The sequence below is a fragment of the Actinosynnema sp. NPDC050436 genome (assembly GCF_040655415.1).
In the GTDB taxonomy this organism is placed as follows: Bacteria; Actinomycetota; Actinomycetes; order Mycobacteriales; family Pseudonocardiaceae; genus Actinosynnema.
On record NZ_JBFAJV010000012.1, the window covers coordinates 190,726 to 206,092 of the forward strand.

At 71.9% G+C, this 15,367-nt stretch carries 15 protein-coding genes and 1 pseudogene; 8 read left to right on the forward strand and 8 right to left on the reverse strand.

From position 1 onward, the window contains the following. Positions 1–39 precede the first annotated feature (39 nt). Together AB0I60_RS27150 and AB0I60_RS27155 are read right to left on the reverse strand one after the other, a co-directional pair. Positions 40–375, reverse strand: a pseudogene (locus AB0I60_RS27150) (BTAD domain-containing putative transcriptional regulator); the annotation flags it as partial. Between the two features lie 758 nt (positions 376–1,133). Then, positions 1,134–1,295, reverse strand: coding sequence for a hypothetical protein (locus AB0I60_RS27155; protein WP_360734305.1), 162 nt, complete (start codon positions 1,293–1,295; stop codon positions 1,134–1,136). A 10-nt stretch (positions 1,296–1,305) separates the two neighbouring features. Here AB0I60_RS27155 and AB0I60_RS27160 point away from each other — a divergent pair, with 10 nt between their 5' ends. Continuing rightward, positions 1,306–1,494, forward strand: a complete 189-nt coding sequence (locus AB0I60_RS27160) for a hypothetical protein (protein ID WP_360734308.1) — start codon at positions 1,306–1,308, stop codon at positions 1,492–1,494. 16 nt (positions 1,495–1,510) lie between these two features. Here AB0I60_RS27160 and lanKC read toward each other — a convergent pair whose 3' ends face one another. Continuing rightward, the gene (lanKC, locus tag AB0I60_RS27165; protein ID WP_360734311.1) at positions 1,511–4,528 is read right to left on the reverse strand and encodes a class III lanthionine synthetase LanKC; all 3,018 of its coding nucleotides are present in this window, start codon (positions 4,526–4,528) and stop codon (positions 1,511–1,513) included. 115 nt (positions 4,529–4,643) lie between these two features. Between lanKC and AB0I60_RS27170 the strand changes: the two genes are divergently transcribed. The 3 genes from AB0I60_RS27170 (at position 4,644) to AB0I60_RS27180 (ending at position 7,453) form a co-directional block, all read left to right on the forward strand. After that, positions 4,644–5,249: a TetR family transcriptional regulator gene (locus tag AB0I60_RS27170; protein ID WP_360734314.1), complete on the forward strand. Its 606-nt coding sequence runs from the start codon at positions 4,644–4,646 to the stop codon at positions 5,247–5,249. After that, entirely contained in the window at positions 5,246–6,511 is a 1,266-nt protein-coding gene (locus tag AB0I60_RS27175) for a glycosyltransferase (RefSeq protein ID WP_360734316.1), read from the forward strand. The genes AB0I60_RS27170 and AB0I60_RS27175 overlap by 4 nt, the downstream gene beginning before the upstream one ends. A gap of 447 nt (positions 6,512–6,958) precedes the next feature. Then, on the forward strand, positions 6,959–7,453 hold the full coding sequence (locus tag AB0I60_RS27180) for an SRPBCC family protein (RefSeq protein ID WP_360734318.1): 495 nt from the start codon (positions 6,959–6,961) through the stop codon (positions 7,451–7,453). Here the strand turns inward: AB0I60_RS27180 and AB0I60_RS27185 are convergent. Next, complete coding sequence (locus tag AB0I60_RS27185; RefSeq protein ID WP_360734320.1) at positions 7,423–7,713, reverse strand: iron-sulfur cluster biosynthesis protein; 291 nt, start codon at positions 7,711–7,713, stop codon at positions 7,423–7,425. The two genes, AB0I60_RS27180 and AB0I60_RS27185, sit on opposite strands and share 31 nt — an antisense overlap. 559 nt (positions 7,714–8,272) lie before the next feature. On the opposite strand from AB0I60_RS27185, the gene AB0I60_RS27190 reads away from it, so the two are divergent. From AB0I60_RS27190 to AB0I60_RS27200, 3 genes are all read left to right on the forward strand, one after another. Then, positions 8,273–8,470, forward strand: coding sequence for a hypothetical protein (locus AB0I60_RS27190; protein WP_360734322.1), 198 nt, complete (start codon positions 8,273–8,275; stop codon positions 8,468–8,470). A 258-nt stretch (positions 8,471–8,728) separates the two neighbouring features. Continuing rightward, positions 8,729–9,199: a CBS domain-containing protein gene (locus tag AB0I60_RS27195; protein WP_360734324.1), complete on the forward strand. Its 471-nt coding sequence runs from the start codon at positions 8,729–8,731 to the stop codon at positions 9,197–9,199. Next, complete coding sequence (locus tag AB0I60_RS27200) at positions 9,196–10,494, forward strand: ArsB/NhaD family transporter (RefSeq protein WP_360734326.1); 1,299 nt, start codon at positions 9,196–9,198, stop codon at positions 10,492–10,494. The genes AB0I60_RS27195 and AB0I60_RS27200 overlap by 4 nt, the downstream gene beginning before the upstream one ends. Positions 10,495–10,845: 351 nt before the next feature. Here AB0I60_RS27200 and AB0I60_RS27205 read toward each other — a convergent pair whose 3' ends face one another. After that, positions 10,846–11,421: a methyltransferase domain-containing protein gene (locus AB0I60_RS27205; protein ID WP_360734328.1), complete on the reverse strand. Its 576-nt coding sequence runs from the start codon at positions 11,419–11,421 to the stop codon at positions 10,846–10,848. 135 nt (positions 11,422–11,556) lie between these two features. Here AB0I60_RS27205 and AB0I60_RS27210 point away from each other — a divergent pair, with 135 nt between their 5' ends. Next, positions 11,557–12,069, forward strand: a complete 513-nt coding sequence (locus AB0I60_RS27210) for a MerR family DNA-binding transcriptional regulator (protein ID WP_360734331.1) — start codon at positions 11,557–11,559, stop codon at positions 12,067–12,069. Positions 12,070–12,135: 66 nt separating this feature from the next. Here the strand turns inward: AB0I60_RS27210 and AB0I60_RS27215 are convergent, their stop codons facing one another. The 3 genes from AB0I60_RS27215 to AB0I60_RS27225 are packed head-to-tail and all read right to left on the reverse strand — an operon-like array spanning position 12,136 to position 15,328. Continuing rightward, positions 12,136–12,939, reverse strand: a complete 804-nt coding sequence (locus AB0I60_RS27215; RefSeq protein WP_360734334.1) for a ferric iron reductase — start codon at positions 12,937–12,939, stop codon at positions 12,136–12,138. Next, positions 12,936–14,141 (reverse strand): ATP-grasp domain-containing protein, encoded by a 1,206-nt coding sequence (locus AB0I60_RS27220; protein ID WP_360734337.1) that lies wholly within the window; start codon positions 14,139–14,141, stop codon positions 12,936–12,938. The genes AB0I60_RS27215 and AB0I60_RS27220 overlap by 4 nt, the downstream gene beginning before the upstream one ends. Further along, complete coding sequence (locus AB0I60_RS27225; RefSeq protein ID WP_360734339.1) at positions 14,138–15,328, reverse strand: pyridoxal-phosphate dependent enzyme; 1,191 nt, start codon at positions 15,326–15,328, stop codon at positions 14,138–14,140. Before AB0I60_RS27225 ends, AB0I60_RS27220 begins: the two co-directional genes overlap by 4 nt. Positions 15,329–15,367: the final 39 nt, after the last annotated feature.

The following is a 15,367-nucleotide window of genomic DNA, read 5'->3' on the forward strand; positions in this document are numbered from 1 at the left end:
CGTGCGGTAGTGCGCCAACGCCTCGGCCTGGCGTCCGTCCTGGTGCAGGGCGAGCACGAGCCGGGCGGCGAGCCGTTCGTCCAACGGGTGCGCGGCGGCAAGTCCCGCCAGTTCCGCCACCAGCTTCCGGTCGGAGCCCGCGCGTAGTCGGGCGTCGCAGTGGTCCAGCAGGGCTTGGAGCCGTTCCTCCTCCAGGGTCTCGCGCAAGGCGACCAGCCACGGCGCGGTCAGTCCCTCGAACGGCGTCCCGGTCCACAGCGCCAGCGCGTCACCCAGCCCGTCCTCGTCGGCTCGCAGGGCGCGGAACTCGTGCAGGCCCACCGCCGTGGGGTCGGTGGCGAGCACGTAGCCGCCCGAGCGCTGGGACAACTCCACGTCCTCGTACCCGGCCAGGGTCGTGCGCAGGCGCGATACGTAGCTGTAGAGCGCGTCGCGGGGCCGTCGCGCCAAGTTCTCGCCCCACAACCGGTCGATGAGCGCTTCGACGGCACCACCCGGTTCACGTCGATCAGCAACACCGCCAAGACGTCCGGCACTCTGGTCTGGCTGATCGGCAGCACCGAGTTCGCGTGGAGTGCCCGTACTTCTCCGAGCAGGCGGAATCGCATGCCCGACCCCTCCCCGACGAGCGGACGCCCGGCAAGGCTACCGCAAGGTCACAGCCAGGTCACGCGCGCGGAGTTCTTCTCGTCGAACGAAACCGAGAGGAAGTGGACGGCGATGAACAAGTTCGTTTCAATCGCGGCGGCACTGGCGTGCGCCGTGACCCTGGTAGGAACCGGCGCGCAGTGCTTCCGGGCGAATGGCAGAACAGGACCTCGTCGATGCAGACGCACGGCAACCCGCTGCGCCTGTAGGACTGGAACCACCGAACCAACAGCTGGGACGTTCTGATCGACGTCCCACCGGGGAAGACCTGGAGCCTCCAGCGCTCCCAACAGGATCGGGCCGATGCGGTGACCGTCTACTGCTGACGCCGCCGGTGGCTGTCCCCGCCGCCCGCACGGCGCGGGCGGCGGGGCAGCCGTCGGCGTTCGGGTGCGACATCCCGCGTCACCCGGGCGTCGGAGGTCTCCACCGGTTCCGACCTGGGTTTCGCCGCACGTCGGCCCGAGGGTTGTGGTGGTGCGTGGTCACCCGCACTGGATGAGGCTGAGCACGCTGATGTTGCAGCACTCGATCAGGCTGGGCGTGCTGCACGGGGAACCGTCGAAGCCGCCGGCGGCAGCGGGGGCCGGACCTCCGATCCCCGGGTCGGGGACGGAGCTCTGCAGGTCGAGGATGTGGGACACCATGCCTCCTGTTGTGGTTTCACGGGTCGTGGTGGTGGGTGCGGCGGTGCGGGGTCACCCGCAGGAGATGAGGCTGACCATGCTGTGGCTGCAGGCGTTGACGAAGCTCACCATGCTGATGGCGGTGCTCCAGGGACAGCTCTCGAAGCCCGGGGCCCCGCTGTCGGTGTCGAGGTCGTCGGCCTCGGACACGATCGCCTGAAGGTTGAGGACGTGGGTCATCGCAGTGCCTCCTGTGTGGTCCTGGGCTCCGCCGGGATCGTCGCCGGCGGGGTCTGGTGGGGCGTCCGCCCGAGGAAGGGCAGCACGTCGCCCCGGCCGTCCAAGGCGGTGGCCATCGCCGCCAGGACGCCGGCCGAGCCGGTGGCCAGGTCCGTGGAGAGCCTGAGCAGCTGGTCGCCGGGGAACGCGACCTGCCCCCGGTAGGGCGTCATGTGCCAGGCCAGCCTGCGCACGTGCCCGGCGGCGGTCGCGGAGGCGGCTCCGGTCGGGTCGTCGTCGCCGGTGAGGAAGGCCAGGAAGCCGGCCCGGCCGTTGAACACGCCCGCCCCGATGATGAACTCGCTCCTGGCGGTCCGGCCCATGCGGGTGAGTGCCTCGGCGAAGGCGGGTTGGTCGCGGTGGCGGAGGAACTCCCTCAGCACCAGGCCGATGCCCAGGCTGCCGGTGGCGACGTAGGGCATCAGCCGCCACCCCTCGTCCACGTGCGTCGAGCCGTCCGGCCGCACCGCGCACCGGTCGAGGTCGCGGCTCAGCGCCGTCTCGGCGGCATCGAGGAAACCTCCGTCCCCGGTCGCGCGGTGCAGGGCTGTCAGCAGGAGCGCCCGCCCACTGGCCCCGTGCATGAGCCCCGCCCTGGGGCGCGCGGCGCGCGGATCGCGCTCGCCGGGCTCCAGCACGCCCTCGGCGATCCGCCCGCCCAGCTCCACCGCCGTGGCCGTGAGTCCCGCGTCGCCGGTGAGCCCGGCGAAGTGCAGCAGGTTGAGCCCGATGCCCGCCAGGCCGTCGAACAGGTTGTGCCCCAGCTCGTCGGGTCGCAGGGGCATCGCGCGGTCGAGCACGTCCAGGGCCTCGTCGCGCAGGCCGAGCCCGGCCAGGGCGTGGGCCACGCCGTGCAGCCCGTCGTAGAAACCGACGTGCCCGTTGTGCCGTCCTCGGCGCACGGCGTCGAGCAGCCACCGCTCGTGCTCCGGGAAGCGGCCCGCGCCGGCGAGCGCCAAGGCGTGCAGCACGCCGGCGGCGCCGTGCGCGAGGCCGATCCCGTTCGAGGTGAACTGCTCGATGTCGCCGGGGAACAGGCGGTCGGGACTTCCGGGATCGGCGGCGGCGAGGATGCCGGCGGTGATCGAGTCGCGGAGTGCCGGCCAGTCGATGTCGCCTGCCTGCACCCGTCGGGCCAGCTCGGTGACGCGCGGTGCCGGTGCGAGCCGGTCGGAGTCGTCCGGGGGTCGCCGGTCGCGCAGGACCTGTACGATCCGCGCGGTGTGCTGCTCGGGCAGGGCGAACCGCCGGGCGGCGTTGTCGGCCAGCGCCCCGGCCTTCGCGGGGTGCAGCGGGAGCACGTAGGACAGCGGGGTGAAGGCGTTGAGCCGCAGGCAGGCCATCGCGTACAGGTCGGTGTCGACCCCTCGACGCCCGTCGGGCGCCAGGTAGCCGGGCGCGGCCATCCGGTTCGGCGCGTCGTCGGCGACCCGGGACGCGCCCTCCAGGTCGATGAACGCGATCCGGCCGTCGGGCCGCAGGAAGATGTTGTGCGGGTGCACGTCGCCGAAGACGATCCCTGCTTCGTGCACCGTGCGCAGGGCCTCCTCGACCCGGTCGAGCACGTCCAGCGCCCACGTGGCGAACTCCGCCACCGCCGACTCGTCCGGGTCGACGTCGACCAGCGGGTTGCGCGCCACCAGGACGCGGCCCAGCGGCGCACCCTCGATGTGCTCCTCCACGATGAAGTGGTGCTCCCAGATCACCAGCTGGTCGATCGGCTCGGGCACGACCCCGGTGTGGGCGAGCGCGCGCAGCACCTCCCACTCGTGCTGGAGCCGCCGCACCGCGTCGCGGCCGGCGCGGTCGACGCCCGCGTGCGGGCGGGCTTCCTTCAGGATCACGCGGCGCCCGGTCCGCTCGTCGATCGCCCGGTACACGCCGCCGCCGTTGGAGAAGTGCAGCGCCTGCACGTCCCGAAACGGGAATTCGTGTCCCGGACCGGGGTCGTTCCGCGCTTTGACGCACTCGGTCAGGAAATCCGGGACCGGCACCCAGTCCGGCAGGACGAATTCCGGCGCGCGGATGTCCGGGACCAGCGCGCCGGTGTCGTCGGAGATGGCCAGGATCCGGCCCCCGTCGGGTGAGCTGAGGTAACGACGGGCGAATCCTCCGTAGCGCACGTACAGCGGGCCGTCCCGCCACCGGGCGTCGTTGAGGATGTACGGGCCGGGGAAACCGGCGAGTGCGTCGCCCAAGTCCTCCAGGGTGCGGCGGAGCTGGTCGACGTCGACCGGGTAGAGGGTGACGAATTTGCCGCTGCCGCTCCGGTCGGCGTACTTGCCGTTGCGCACGACCAGCGTCGTCAGGTCGTTGAGGAACTTGAACGCCACCCCGTGGGCCAGGGCGTGCTCACGCACCGCCGCCAGCACTTCGCGTGCGGAGTCCGCCACCGTCGACACGTGGACCTTCCAGCCCTGTGCGGGCAGGCGCGCGCCGCGTCGGGCCACCATCGTCCACACTTCGCCGCGGTCGGCTGTCCATCCGTCCGGCGCGGAGAAGCCGAACTCCTCCCGTTCCCCCGCCGGCGGGCGCTCGTAGAACATCGAATCCGTCAGGCAGAATTGCGGGTACCGCATGTCCACGTATTCACACCGACCTTTCCGAGCTTCCGCCCGACGCGACGACACGATGACAGGAGTCGTCCGACGGGGCTGACCGAAAGCTACAGCGGAAACCTGGAACAACGCATCGCCCGTTGAGGCGAAGTGTCTTCCCGCCAGGTGCGGAAAGAAACTTTCCGATGGAAACCCGATACGCTGGTCGACAACGCGCTGCGCCGCCATCCGGGCCACGCGCAGGCACCGGATTTTCGCCCACTTCCGCAGTGACCGGTATGCGTGAAGACGAAGGCTCGTGCGAGAGCGGACGTCACCGCGCCGGTCGATGAAGGGCGCGGCAGCCGATCTGCCGCTGCGGCAGGTGCCACCGACCCTCCCGGCGGACGCGCAACCCGGAATCACGGGGGTTCTCATGGGCCCGCCGGGCTTGCGAGGTTCCGCGTCCCGGTCGGGGGTGCGACAGCACGGCGACCGTCAAGGTTTCGCAAAGGCACTGGACTCGGCTGACCATCCGTTCAATCCTCTGTACATGCGTTCAGTCTCGGATCTCACCGCTCGCGCCCGGATCAGGGATGCGGCGCTGGCCCTGTTCGGCGCGGACGGCGTCGCCGCGACGTCGGTGAGGGCGGTCTCGGCGAGCGCCGGCGTGTCGGCCGGCTTGGTGCTGCACCACTTCGGGTCGAAGGAAGGGCTGCGGCAGGCGTGCGACGAGTACGTGCTCGACGCCATGAGGGAAGGCGCGAGACTGGCCGACGGCGACCTGGCCGACGCGCTGGACGCCGCCGCCCCGGTTCGGCGCTACCTGGCCCGCGCCCTGCTCGACGGCACGACGGCGGCCACCACCCTGTTCGACGAGATCGTCGCGCGCACGGAAGCGTGGCTGGCGGACGGCGAGCGGGACGGGCGGATCCGCCCCTCGTCCGACCCGAGGGCACGAGCGACCACCTACGTGGCCTGGATGCTCGCGCCCCTGGTGCTCGGCGACCAGGTGGGCCGACTCCTCGGTGGGGACCCGGCGGACAGCGTCGTCGCGGTACGGGCCGCGCGCGCCGGGCTGGAGATGTTGACGCGCGGCCTGTTCACCGACGACCGCTGGCTGAGCGCGTACTCCGGGGCCTTGGGAGAGAACCGGTGAAGGCGCTGTTGGTCACCCACGGCACCCGCGGCGACGTGCAGCCGATGGTCGCGCTCGCGGTGGCGCTGCACCGCTGCGGGCACGACGTCGTCCTCGCCGTGCCCGAGTCCTCCCGACACCTTGCGCGCGGACGTGGTGTCGAGGTCGCCCTGCTGGACGAAGGCCCCAACCGGTTGATGGACGATCCTGTCGTGAGAGGGGCGGTCGAGAGCGGCTACCGGGGCGTGGGCGGCAAGATCGCGGCGTTGCGCACCATGCGCCGGATCAAGCCGTTGATGGTCCCGGTGCTCAGGGACCTCGGTACGGTCGCCCGAGCGTCCCGTGCGGACCTGGTGGTGCACACGCCGAGCGTCCCGGCCCAGCACGTGGCCGAGATGCTGGGTGTGCCGGCGGTGGTGGCCGCGCTGCAACCGGGTTGGGTGCCGACCTCGGCGTTCCCGTGCCCGATGGTCCCGCTGCCGCCTCTTCCCCGCTTCCTCAACCGTGCCGGCTACGCTCTCGTGTCGGCGACGCTGAGGGCCTACGCCGGGATCGCCGACGACTGGCGGACCGACGACCTGGGCTTGGCACGACGGCGTCGAGGGCACGACCTGCTCCGCGACGCCGACGGCCACGACCGCCTGGTTTTGCAGGCGTTCAGCCCCCTGGTGAGCCCGGTGGCGCCCGACTGGCCGGACTCGGTGCGCACCACCGGGTACTGGTTCCTCCCCGCCGCCGACTGGACTCCGCCGGCCGGCCTCGCGCACTTCCTCCAGGCCGGCCCGCCGCCCGTGTACGTCGGCTTCGGCAGCATGGCGGGCCGCGACGCCGAGCGCACCGGGCGGATCGTCGTCGACGCGGTGCGCGAAGCCGGTGTCCGCGCCGTGGTCGCCACCGGCTGGGGCGGGATCGCGTCGGTCGCGTCCTCCGACGTCCACGTCATCGACCACGCACCGCACCAGTGGCTGTTCCCCCGCACCGCCGCCGTGGTGCACCACGGCGGAGCGGGCACCACGGCCGCCGCCCTGGCATCCGGACGCCCGCAGGTCGTCTACCCGTTCGTGGCCGACCAGCCGTACTGGGCGCAACGGGCCCACCTCGCCGGCGTCGCACCCGAACCCGTTCGACAGCAACGCATGACCGTCGACCGGCTCGCCGCATCGATCAGCGCGGCGACGAACGACCCCGCCATCAGGGCACGTGCCGACGAACTCGGCGACCTCGTCCGCGCCGAGAACGGGACAGCGGTCGCGGTTGCCTCGCTGGAGCAACACCTCCGGTGAGCACCGCGCACGCCCGGGCGCGAGGGCGTCGACTGCGCGAGCCGACCCTCCGACCACCGCCGAGAGGTAACATCGTCGACTCGGCGACGTCTCTCATCGAGGTGTTCGGACATGTCCGGTCTGCAGATCGTCTTACTGGCCATCGCCGCCTTCTTGGTCATCACCCTGGTGTTGCGCGCAATCGAGCGGCGCCGTCCCTGAGCGGGGCGTGGCACAGCGGTGCCCCGGCATCTCCGGTCCTCGACCGTCCGCACAGGCCCGTCCCGTCGGTTCGACGTCGGCACCGGGCCTGACGACCGCCGACGATCGTCAGCCACTCGTCAGGTCTCCCGATGGTGAATCCCCCGATGATGGGAGGAATCCTGAGGACAGGGAGAACGTGCAACCTGGAGATCTGACCGAAGACCTGCGGTGCGCCGCCCCGACGCATCACCGCTGCCACGGCACGTGCCTGTCGACGGGGACGGCGTGACCTGCCCGCCCGCGACGACGACCAGCACGCGACTGGTCCCGGCGGATGCCGAGGCCGTCTTCGACGTCGTCACCGACCTGGACCACCTGTCGTCCTGGCTGCCGCCCGGCGCGGAGGTCGAGCGGTACGGTCCCCACCTCGTCCGGCTGTGGACGACCCGCGCGGACGAGCCGTTCGAGCGGGTGGTCGCGGTCGACTGGGAGAACCTCCGGGTCAGGTGGGGCAGCGAGGCAACTCCCGCCTACACCGGCCGGTTGAGCGTGCTGCGCCTGTCCGCCGGGCACAGCGCGGTCACCCTCGACATCACCGGTCCGGCCGGGGTCCTGCGACTCCGACTGGAGCAGTGGGCCGAACGGGCGCTGAACAACCTGTGCGCCGTGGCGCTCGCCGAACCCCGCCACGTCATCGCAGCCGACGACGCGGCGGGCGATCGTGCGGTTCACGGCTGCGGGTACACCCCGAACCGGTAGTTGCCGTCGTCGTCGGTCCGTGCTTCGAGGACCTTGTCCGCCAGCACCTCTGCGGCGCGGTGTTCCAGGAAGACCCGCGCGCCGCTCCCCGCGTCGACCACCTGTTCCCCCGCCAGGGGGTGACGGACGATCGCCAACTCGAATCCGCTGCCCCGCGCCGACGGGGTGAAGGCGATGCGCAGACCACCCTCTCCCACCACGTCCGCAGCGCGGGTGAGCGAACGAATGGCCGCAGAAGCTCCATCATCGACAGCCAGCACAGCTCGACTCCTTCCATCCAGTTCACCGGTTGCCAGGTCCGTTTTCCAGGCTATGAGCCGGAATGCGCGAGAAGAGGACGCCGACCGGACCGCAAGGAGATCGTCAGGAGTTCGCTCCTCCGAGCGTTGCTGAGCCCTCGACCGCTGATCAGGCGTTGCGCCCGATCACCGCCGCGAGCGGCTCCGCCGTGCACCCGGATTTCGCCGCACCTGACTCGGCCGGGCATTTCGCAAGGGGAACGTCAGGTTCCCGAATCCGAAGATCGGTATTGTTCGGGGGCGCGGGAAGCGCGCTGTGGCCGAAACGCGGAGAACACGGGAGTGCCTCGGAATGGGTGAACGGGCGCTCGCTGGGCACAACAGCGCACGGTGGGTGGCTGCGGCGACGGCTGCCGCAGCGGTGGCCGGCCTGTGGCTGATGGTCGCCCCGCTCGTTCTCGGCCACGCGGCCGGCATGGACGTCGTGCGGTAGACCGACCTCGCCGCAGGGGGCCTGCTGACCCTGTTGGCGGCCGGCCAGGCCACCTACCTCAGGAGGACGTGGGTTCCACCGTCCGGCATGGCAGTGGTCGGTTGCTGGCTCCTGGTGGCACCCGTCCCGCTGCACCTGACCGGCGCCGACCGTCCTGCGGCGGTGAACGACGCGGTGACGGGGGCGGTGGTCGTCGCCATCGCCCTGGCCATCGTGCTGGGCGACCTCGCCGTCACCCTCGGCGAGCAGCGCCCCGGACCTCGGAGCACTCCCCCACGGGTGTAGCGGTCATCGTCGGGCTCGCCGTCAGCAAGGAGGGGGCAGGCCCACGAGACGGCTCGTGGTGCGCTTCGACGGGCACTGGCGGTACTGTGACGCACGATGCACCGGAAGCGCGGTCAGTGATCGGTACGGGTTCGCCCACGTCGACCGCGAGGCACGACGGCCCTTCGACCGACCACTTCGCGGGCGTGGTTCCACGTCCGACCCGCCAAACCCCGTCCTCGGTGCCCTCCCCTCCTACCTCACACCCCGGGAGCAACCGTGCGTGCCCGTGACCTGGTCGAGGACTACCCCCTGGTCCGGCTTTCCGACGACGCGCTCGACGCGGCACGGCTCATCGCCGACCAGCGGCGACCCGCCGTCGTCGTGGTGGACGAGGAGGGCCGCCCGGTGACGGTGCTGCCCGCGTCGCAGGTGCTGAGCTTCAGCGTGCCCGGCTACGTGCAGGAGGACCCGTCGCTCTCCCGGGTCTACGACGAGAAGGGCGGGGCCGACGTCTGCATCCGCAACCTCTCCAGGCGTTCGGTCGAGGAGGTGTTGCCGCCGGCGGAGAGGCGGTACGAGCTGCCCGTCGCACCCGGCAACGCGACCGTGATGGAGTGCGCGGCGACGATGGCGCGGCTGCGCACCCCGCTGGTCGTGGTGACCGAGGACGACGGGGCCATCCGGGGCGTCGTCACCGCGTCGCACCTGTTGCAGGTCATCCTCGACGCCTCGGGGTCGCAGGCATGACCTTCAGCCAGGTCCTGGCGGTGGTCGTGTTCGTCGGTGCCTACGTGCTGATCGCCACCGAGCGGGTGCACCGGGTCGCCGCCGCCCTGGGCGGGGCGGCGCTGATGCTGGCGCTCGGCCTGACCGACGGGGAGACCGCGTTCCACTCGCTCGACGCGGGCGTCGACTGGAACGTCGTGTTCCTGCTGCTGGGCATGATGATCATCGTCGGGGTCATCAAGCAGACGGGTCTGTTCGAGTACCTGGCGATCGCAGCCGCCAAGCGCGCCAGGGGCAAGCCGTACGTGATGCTCGTGATGCTGGTGACCATCACCGGCGTCGCCTCCGCCGCCCTGGACAACGTGACCACGGTGCTGCTCATCGCCCCGGTGACGTTCCTGGTGTGCGACCGGCTCGGGCTCAACCCGATCCCGTTCCTCATCGCCGAGGTCATGGCGTCCAACATCGGCGGCACGGCGACGCTGATCGGCGATCCCCCGAACATCATCATCGCCAGTCGCGCCGGCTTCTCCTTCAACGACTTCCTGATCCACCTCGCGCCGTTCGTGGTCGTGATGATGATCGTGTTCGTGGTGGTGTGCCGCTGGCTGTTCCGCGACGCGTTCACCTACGACGAGCAGCGGGTCGCCGAGGTGATGGCGCTGTCCGAGCGCGAGGCCATCCGCAACAGGACCCTGCTGGTGCAGAGCCTGGTCGTGCTGGCGCTGGTGCTCGCGGGGTTCGTCCTGCACGGCGTCCTGCACGTCGAGCCGTCCGTCGTGGCGCTGCTGGGCGCGGGACTGCTGGTCCTGGTCTCCAAGGTGACCACCGAGGAGGCCATCGCCGACGTCGAGTGGGAGACGCTCGTCTTCTTCATGGGCCTGTTCGTCATGGTCGGCGCCCTGGTCGGGACCGGCGTGATCGGCGAGGTGTCGCGGGCGCTGGCCGACGCCATCGGGGGCCGGCCGCTGGTCGGCGTGCTCGCGCTGCTGGCGATCTCCGCACTGCTGTCGGCGATCGTGGACAACATCCCCTACGTGGCCACGATGTCCCCGATCGTCTCGGACCTCGTCGCCGCCCAGGGCGGCACGCCGCAGGCGGAGTCGCTGTGGTGGTCGCTCGCGCTCGGCGCGGACCTGGGTGGCAACGCCACCGCCGTCGGCGCGAGCGCGAACGTCGTGGTGCTCGGCCTGGCCGCGCGCAACGGCACCCCGATCAGCTTCTGGAAGTTCACCCGCTACGGCATCGTCGTGGCGGGGCTGTCCGTCCTGCTCGCCGCCCCCTACCTCTGGCTGCGCTACTTCCTGTTGGCGTGAGACCGGCACGTCCGCAGGACCGGCGACCCCCGCTCACCGCCGGCGTGCCCGTCCGCCCCGGGAACCACCGGCCCGGCGGTCCCGGCGGGTGTCTTCGGCGACTTCGTACCGCCGCGAGAGCCGTGCCGCACCGAAACCGAGGCCGACACCGACCACCAGGAACAAGAGTCTGATCACGGGATGATGCCTACCGGGTTGGCCGGCGTTCGTCCGCGCGTGACACGAGCTGTCAGCGGATCGCAAGGTTGCCGCGTCCGGACCGGGGGACCACCGGGACGATCCCCCTTGCCCGGCGGCGGACGATCAGGTCCGGTCGCGCTGCACGAGGTGATGCCCGACCGGACCTCGCACTCACCGCATGTGACCACCCGCCGGGCCCGGAGCGGCGGCGAGGACGCAGATCACGGGCGGGCGGAGCGGAAGGACCCGGGTGTCGAGCCGCGTGAAACCGGCGCTGCGCAGGAGCTTCTCGATCTCGTGTGCCGCGTCCTGCGACGTCGCCGCTGTGGCACCGGGACGTCGGGGTTGGCGGGCGATGGCGATGCGCCCGCCGGGCACGAGCCGCCGGCGCAGTTCGGCGAGCCGTTCGGCCGGCGCGGGCCAGAAAGCGAGGGAGTTGACGGCGAGCACCACGTCGAAGGGTCCGTCGAGGGCAGGGGGAAGCCGGTCGACCGGGGCGTCGGCGAGGACGACCCGACCCTCCCGGATGGCGGCGGCGTTGCGCTTGGACGCCTGCCGGAGCATCACGGCGGAGTGGTCGACGCCGTACACGCGTCCCGCGCCCGCGCGGACCAGTGCCGCGACTGCGATGCCGGGACCGAAGCCGACCTCCAACACCCGATCGGTGGGCCGCACGTCGAGCAACGAGACCACCCAGCGGTTGCGCCGCCGGTTGGACGGCCGGTGGGCGAACACCCAGCCGGTCACCCTCCCGGCCGCACCTCGGGGGTGGTGCCCCTGACCGATGACATCACGGTCCAGGACGCGCACGACGGCAATCCCGCCCCGTCCGACCACGTACTCCACGGCCGCCGTCACCACCCGAGCCGGCAGGCTTCCCCCATGTCGTTTTCCCATGGTCGGCAGTCAAGGACTTCAAGCGCCCCTGAAGTCAACCCGCTCACCATCGGCGAGCTGGCCCGCCGCGCCGGCGTCAGCACCTCGGCCCTGCGCTACTACGAGGAACTCGGCCTGCTCCCCGCGCCGGCCAGGGCCTCCGGGCAGCGCCGATACCCGGAGTCGGCGGCCAGGCTCGTCGCCACCGTCCGGCTCTACAGCGAGGCGGGGTTCACCCTCGCGGAGCAGAAAACCCTTCTGGCCACCCATGACGGCACTTTCGAAGACCGCACACGGCTCATGCGGCGCAAGGTCGCGGAGCTGGACGAGCAGATCGCCAGAGCACAGGCCGCCCGCGAGGCCCTCAGCCACGGACTGCGTTGTCCTCACGAGGACATCACCCGGTGCCCCAACTTCGACGCCGGCGTCACGGCCCGGCTGTCCGGGCAGCCGCTGTCGCAGTTCCACCGGCAACTGCACGACCAACAGCGCCCCGAGGTGGAGGACGATTCCCGGTAAGTGGCGTCGAACAGTTGTGGTGGAGGCTGTGACACCTCACCGCACGGGGGGTGCGCGGCGGTCGGGTCAGTGGCCGTCCTTCGGTTTGGTCACGGTGGCATCGGCGAGCGGGCAGGTCCGGCAGGTGTGGCCGGTGGGGGTGCGGTAGAACAGGCAGCAACTGCGGCGGGTGCCGTCGGGGGTCAGCCTGTCCCGCAGTGCGGGTGTGGTCAGCAGGCGGTCGCCGAGGTCGCCGAAGGCGGCGGGTTGCAGTCGCGTCGCACTGCGCACGGCTGCGGCGGCGTTGCCCCACAGCAACCCGTCGGCGACCTTGACCACGGCGTGCAGCCCGGAGTGCAGCGGTGTCAGGTGGTCCTCGACCACGGAGCGCAGCAGCAGTGGCACGGGATCGCCCGTGGTGGTCCAGCCGCCGGGTTCGGGCAACGAGAGCTGCACGGAGGCGTCCCGACCGAGCCGGTACCGCACCTGGTGCAGGTCGGGCACGACGCCGCCGGCGGCCAGCGTGCCGAGGGCGACCGACCACAACCGGACCGCGATCACGAATTGCAGGGTCGAGGCGGCCACGCGCGCCTCGGTCGTCTCGTAGTGCTCGCCGACCCGCCGGATGGCGTCGGCAAGGGTCTCCGGGTTGTTGTAGAGCGAACGCAGCGGTGCGCTGTCGGAGTCGACGGTGACGGCGCAGGACGGGGTGATCTTCGCCGCCGAGGCCAGGGCGGCGGTGACCGCTGCGGGATCGGCGTGGCGGATCGCGCGCCGTTCGACCACCAGCGCCCACCCTGCGCCGGTCGGCTCGTGCGCGGTGACCGGGGCGGGGAGGGTGGTGTGGTGCCGTGGCCGCCGCAGTGACGCGCCTGCCGGGTTCGCCGTCACGCCGGCACACCGCTGGGGCACCACGCACGGACCACCGGCGCGATGCCGCCCGCAGCGGCTTGGGCGCGGTGCAGGGCGAGTTCGGCGGTGCGGCCCTCGGCGAGCACGAACCCGGTGCAGCAACGCTGGTCCGCCAGGTGTTCGAGCACGTCGCCGGGGCTCGCGGTCGGGTACCACTCGGGCTTGCCGGGCAGGTGGGCGAGGCGTTCGAGCCCGGTCCACCCTTCCAGCACCCCGGCTTCGCGCGGGTAGAGCGCCACGAACCCGGTCGCGGGGCCGTGGCCGGTCGTGCCGTCGAGCAGGTCGGGACGGGTGCCGAGGGCGATCTGCACCATCGAGTCGTAGACGTTGGTGTCCAGGGCCCTGCACAGGGCCTCGCCCACGAGCGCCCCGCCGATGCGGGCGTTGACCTCCACGACCTCCGGGCCGGTCGTGGTGAGGACGAACTCGGTGTGCGCGAAGCCCTGCTGGTGGCCGGCGGCGTGCAGCACCCGTTGGATCCAGGCGTCGAGGTGGGCCAGGTCGTCGTCGGGGAAGGCCACGGGGAACGCGGAAGTCTCCTCCCGGCGCGAGGGTTCGGGGGACAGCGTCCGGCTGAGCACACCGAGCAGCCTGGTCTCGCCCCGCCAGGTGACGGTTTCGGCGCTGTAGAGCGGGCCTTCGAAGTAGGGCTCGGCGACGAGCCTGCCTTTGAGGGCGGTGGCGGCGGCGTCCAGCAGCGCGGCGTCGCGTTCTGCGGGCGTGCGGACGAGCCACACCGCGCGTGAGGACGTGCCCGCAGAGTCCTTGAGCACCAACGGGAACGCTTGTGCGTCGGCCGGGTCGAGGGGGCCGCTGCTGCTCAGCCCGTGCTCGTGCAGCCGGGTCCGGACGGCAGCCTTGTCGCGCAGCGCGCGGACCGCGTCCGGGGACGGTCCGGGCAGTCCGAGGCGGTGTGCCAGTTCGGCTCCGGGCACGGCCCAGGTGTCGGTGGAGCTGATCAACCCGGCCACGTCGGGCAGGGCGCGCACGGCCTGCTCGCACGCGGCGACGTCGGTGGTGTCGATCTCCACGACCCGCAGGCCGTCGCCGCAGCGGGCCAGTTCGTGGGTGTAGATGGAGCGGTTGCCGGTGAGCAGCACGAGGTCGTGCCCGGCGGCACGAGCGGCGGCGACCAGGCGGCCGAGCCCGAACGTGAGGGCTTCCAGCAGTACGACGGTCACGGGACGAGGTCCTTCCGGCAGTCCTGGGGACGGTGTCGGACGGGCACCACCGGCTCGTGGGGCCGGCGTGCCCAGTCGATCGCGGCCCACGGCGGGGCCAGCTCCTCCAGCGAGGTGATCTGCACGGGGGCGAGCAGCGCGGGGTCGAGGGCTTCGCGGTGGCGGGTGAACACGCGTTCGGTGTAGCGGTGGCCGGTGTCCGCGCCGATGACCACGTGGGTGCGCAGCGGGTCGCGCTCGGCCTCCCACGTGGCGGCCAGGTGCGCGGTGCCGGTGGACAGGCCGGCGAACACGGCGTGGGTGCGCATCAGGTCGACGGCGGCGGCCATGGCGTGCTGGAAGTCCATCCAGTGGATGCGGTCGTAGAGCTCGTGGTGGACGTTGTCGAACGGGATGGCGCTGCCGATGCCGGCGATGATGGCGTCGGGGTCGGTGAAGTGCTCGCTGCCGAAGGTGACGCTGCCGAACGGCTGGACGCCCACCAGCCGGACCCGTGGGTCGTGCCGCCGCAGCGAGCGCGTCAGCCCGCCGGTGGAGGCCCCGGTGCCGACGCTGCCGACGACGGTGAGCGGCTCGCCGGGCAGCGCCGAGCGCAGCAGGTCGGCCAGTTCGGTGTAGCCGAGGTGGTGCACCGGGTCGTGGTACTGGCGCATCCAGTGCAGGTCGGGGTCGCGGGCGAGCAGTTCGCGCACCCGCGCCACCCGCCTGTTCTGGTCCAGGCGCAGGTCGTCGGAGGGCGGCATCCGGTCCACCGTCACGCCCAGGATCTCCAGCTGCGCGCGCAGGGCGTCGTCGACCGTGGTGGAGGCCACGATGTGGCAGCGCAGGCCGTGGCGGTGGCAGGCCATCGCCAACGCCAGGGCGTAGATGCCGCTGGAGCTGTCGACCACGGCCTGGCCGGGGCGCAGCACCCCGGTGTCGAGCAGGTGGCGGACGGCGCCGAGCGCGGCGTACACCTTCAGGGTTTCGAACCTGATCAGCACGGTGTTGGGTGACAGCCGCACGAGCGACGGTGTTCGGATGGCGTCGGTGATGTGGTCGTGGACCGTCGGCGGCGCGGCGTCGTCGTCGCGCACGGTCCTCACCACCGGGCCGGCCACGGGCAGCGGGTCGGCGCGCACGCCCTCGGCGGTGCCGTCGTGCAGGTCGAGGTCATCGTCGAGCCCTTCCGGGGGTCGTCGTGTCATCGAGCGGGATCGGCGCGGGTCCGGACCACACGGGCGTGG

What these genes read in the sequence shown, in the direction of transcription:
- AB0I60_RS27210 (WP_360734331.1), top strand. Translation starts at nt 11,557, where the DNA reads ATGTCGTTTTCCCATGGTCGGCAGTCAAGGACTTCAAGCGCCCCTGAA.
- AB0I60_RS27225 (WP_360734339.1), bottom strand. Translation starts at nt 15,328, where the DNA reads ATGACACGACGACCCCCGGAAGGGCTCGACGATGACCTCGACCTGCAC.
- AB0I60_RS27170 (WP_360734314.1), top strand. Translation starts at nt 4,644, where the DNA reads ATGCGTTCAGTCTCGGATCTCACCGCTCGCGCCCGGATCAGGGATGCG.
- AB0I60_RS27155 (WP_360734305.1), bottom strand. Translation starts at nt 1,295, where the DNA reads ATGGTGTCCCACATCCTCGACCTGCAGAGCTCCGTCCCCGACCCGGGG.
- AB0I60_RS27200 (WP_360734326.1), top strand. Translation starts at nt 9,196, where the DNA reads ATGACCTTCAGCCAGGTCCTGGCGGTGGTCGTGTTCGTCGGTGCCTAC.
- AB0I60_RS27190 (WP_360734322.1), top strand. Translation starts at nt 8,273, where the DNA reads ATGGCAGTGGTCGGTTGCTGGCTCCTGGTGGCACCCGTCCCGCTGCAC.
- lanKC (WP_360734311.1), bottom strand. Translation starts at nt 4,528, where the DNA reads ATGAGAACCCCCGTGATTCCGGGTTGCGCGTCCGCCGGGAGGGTCGGT.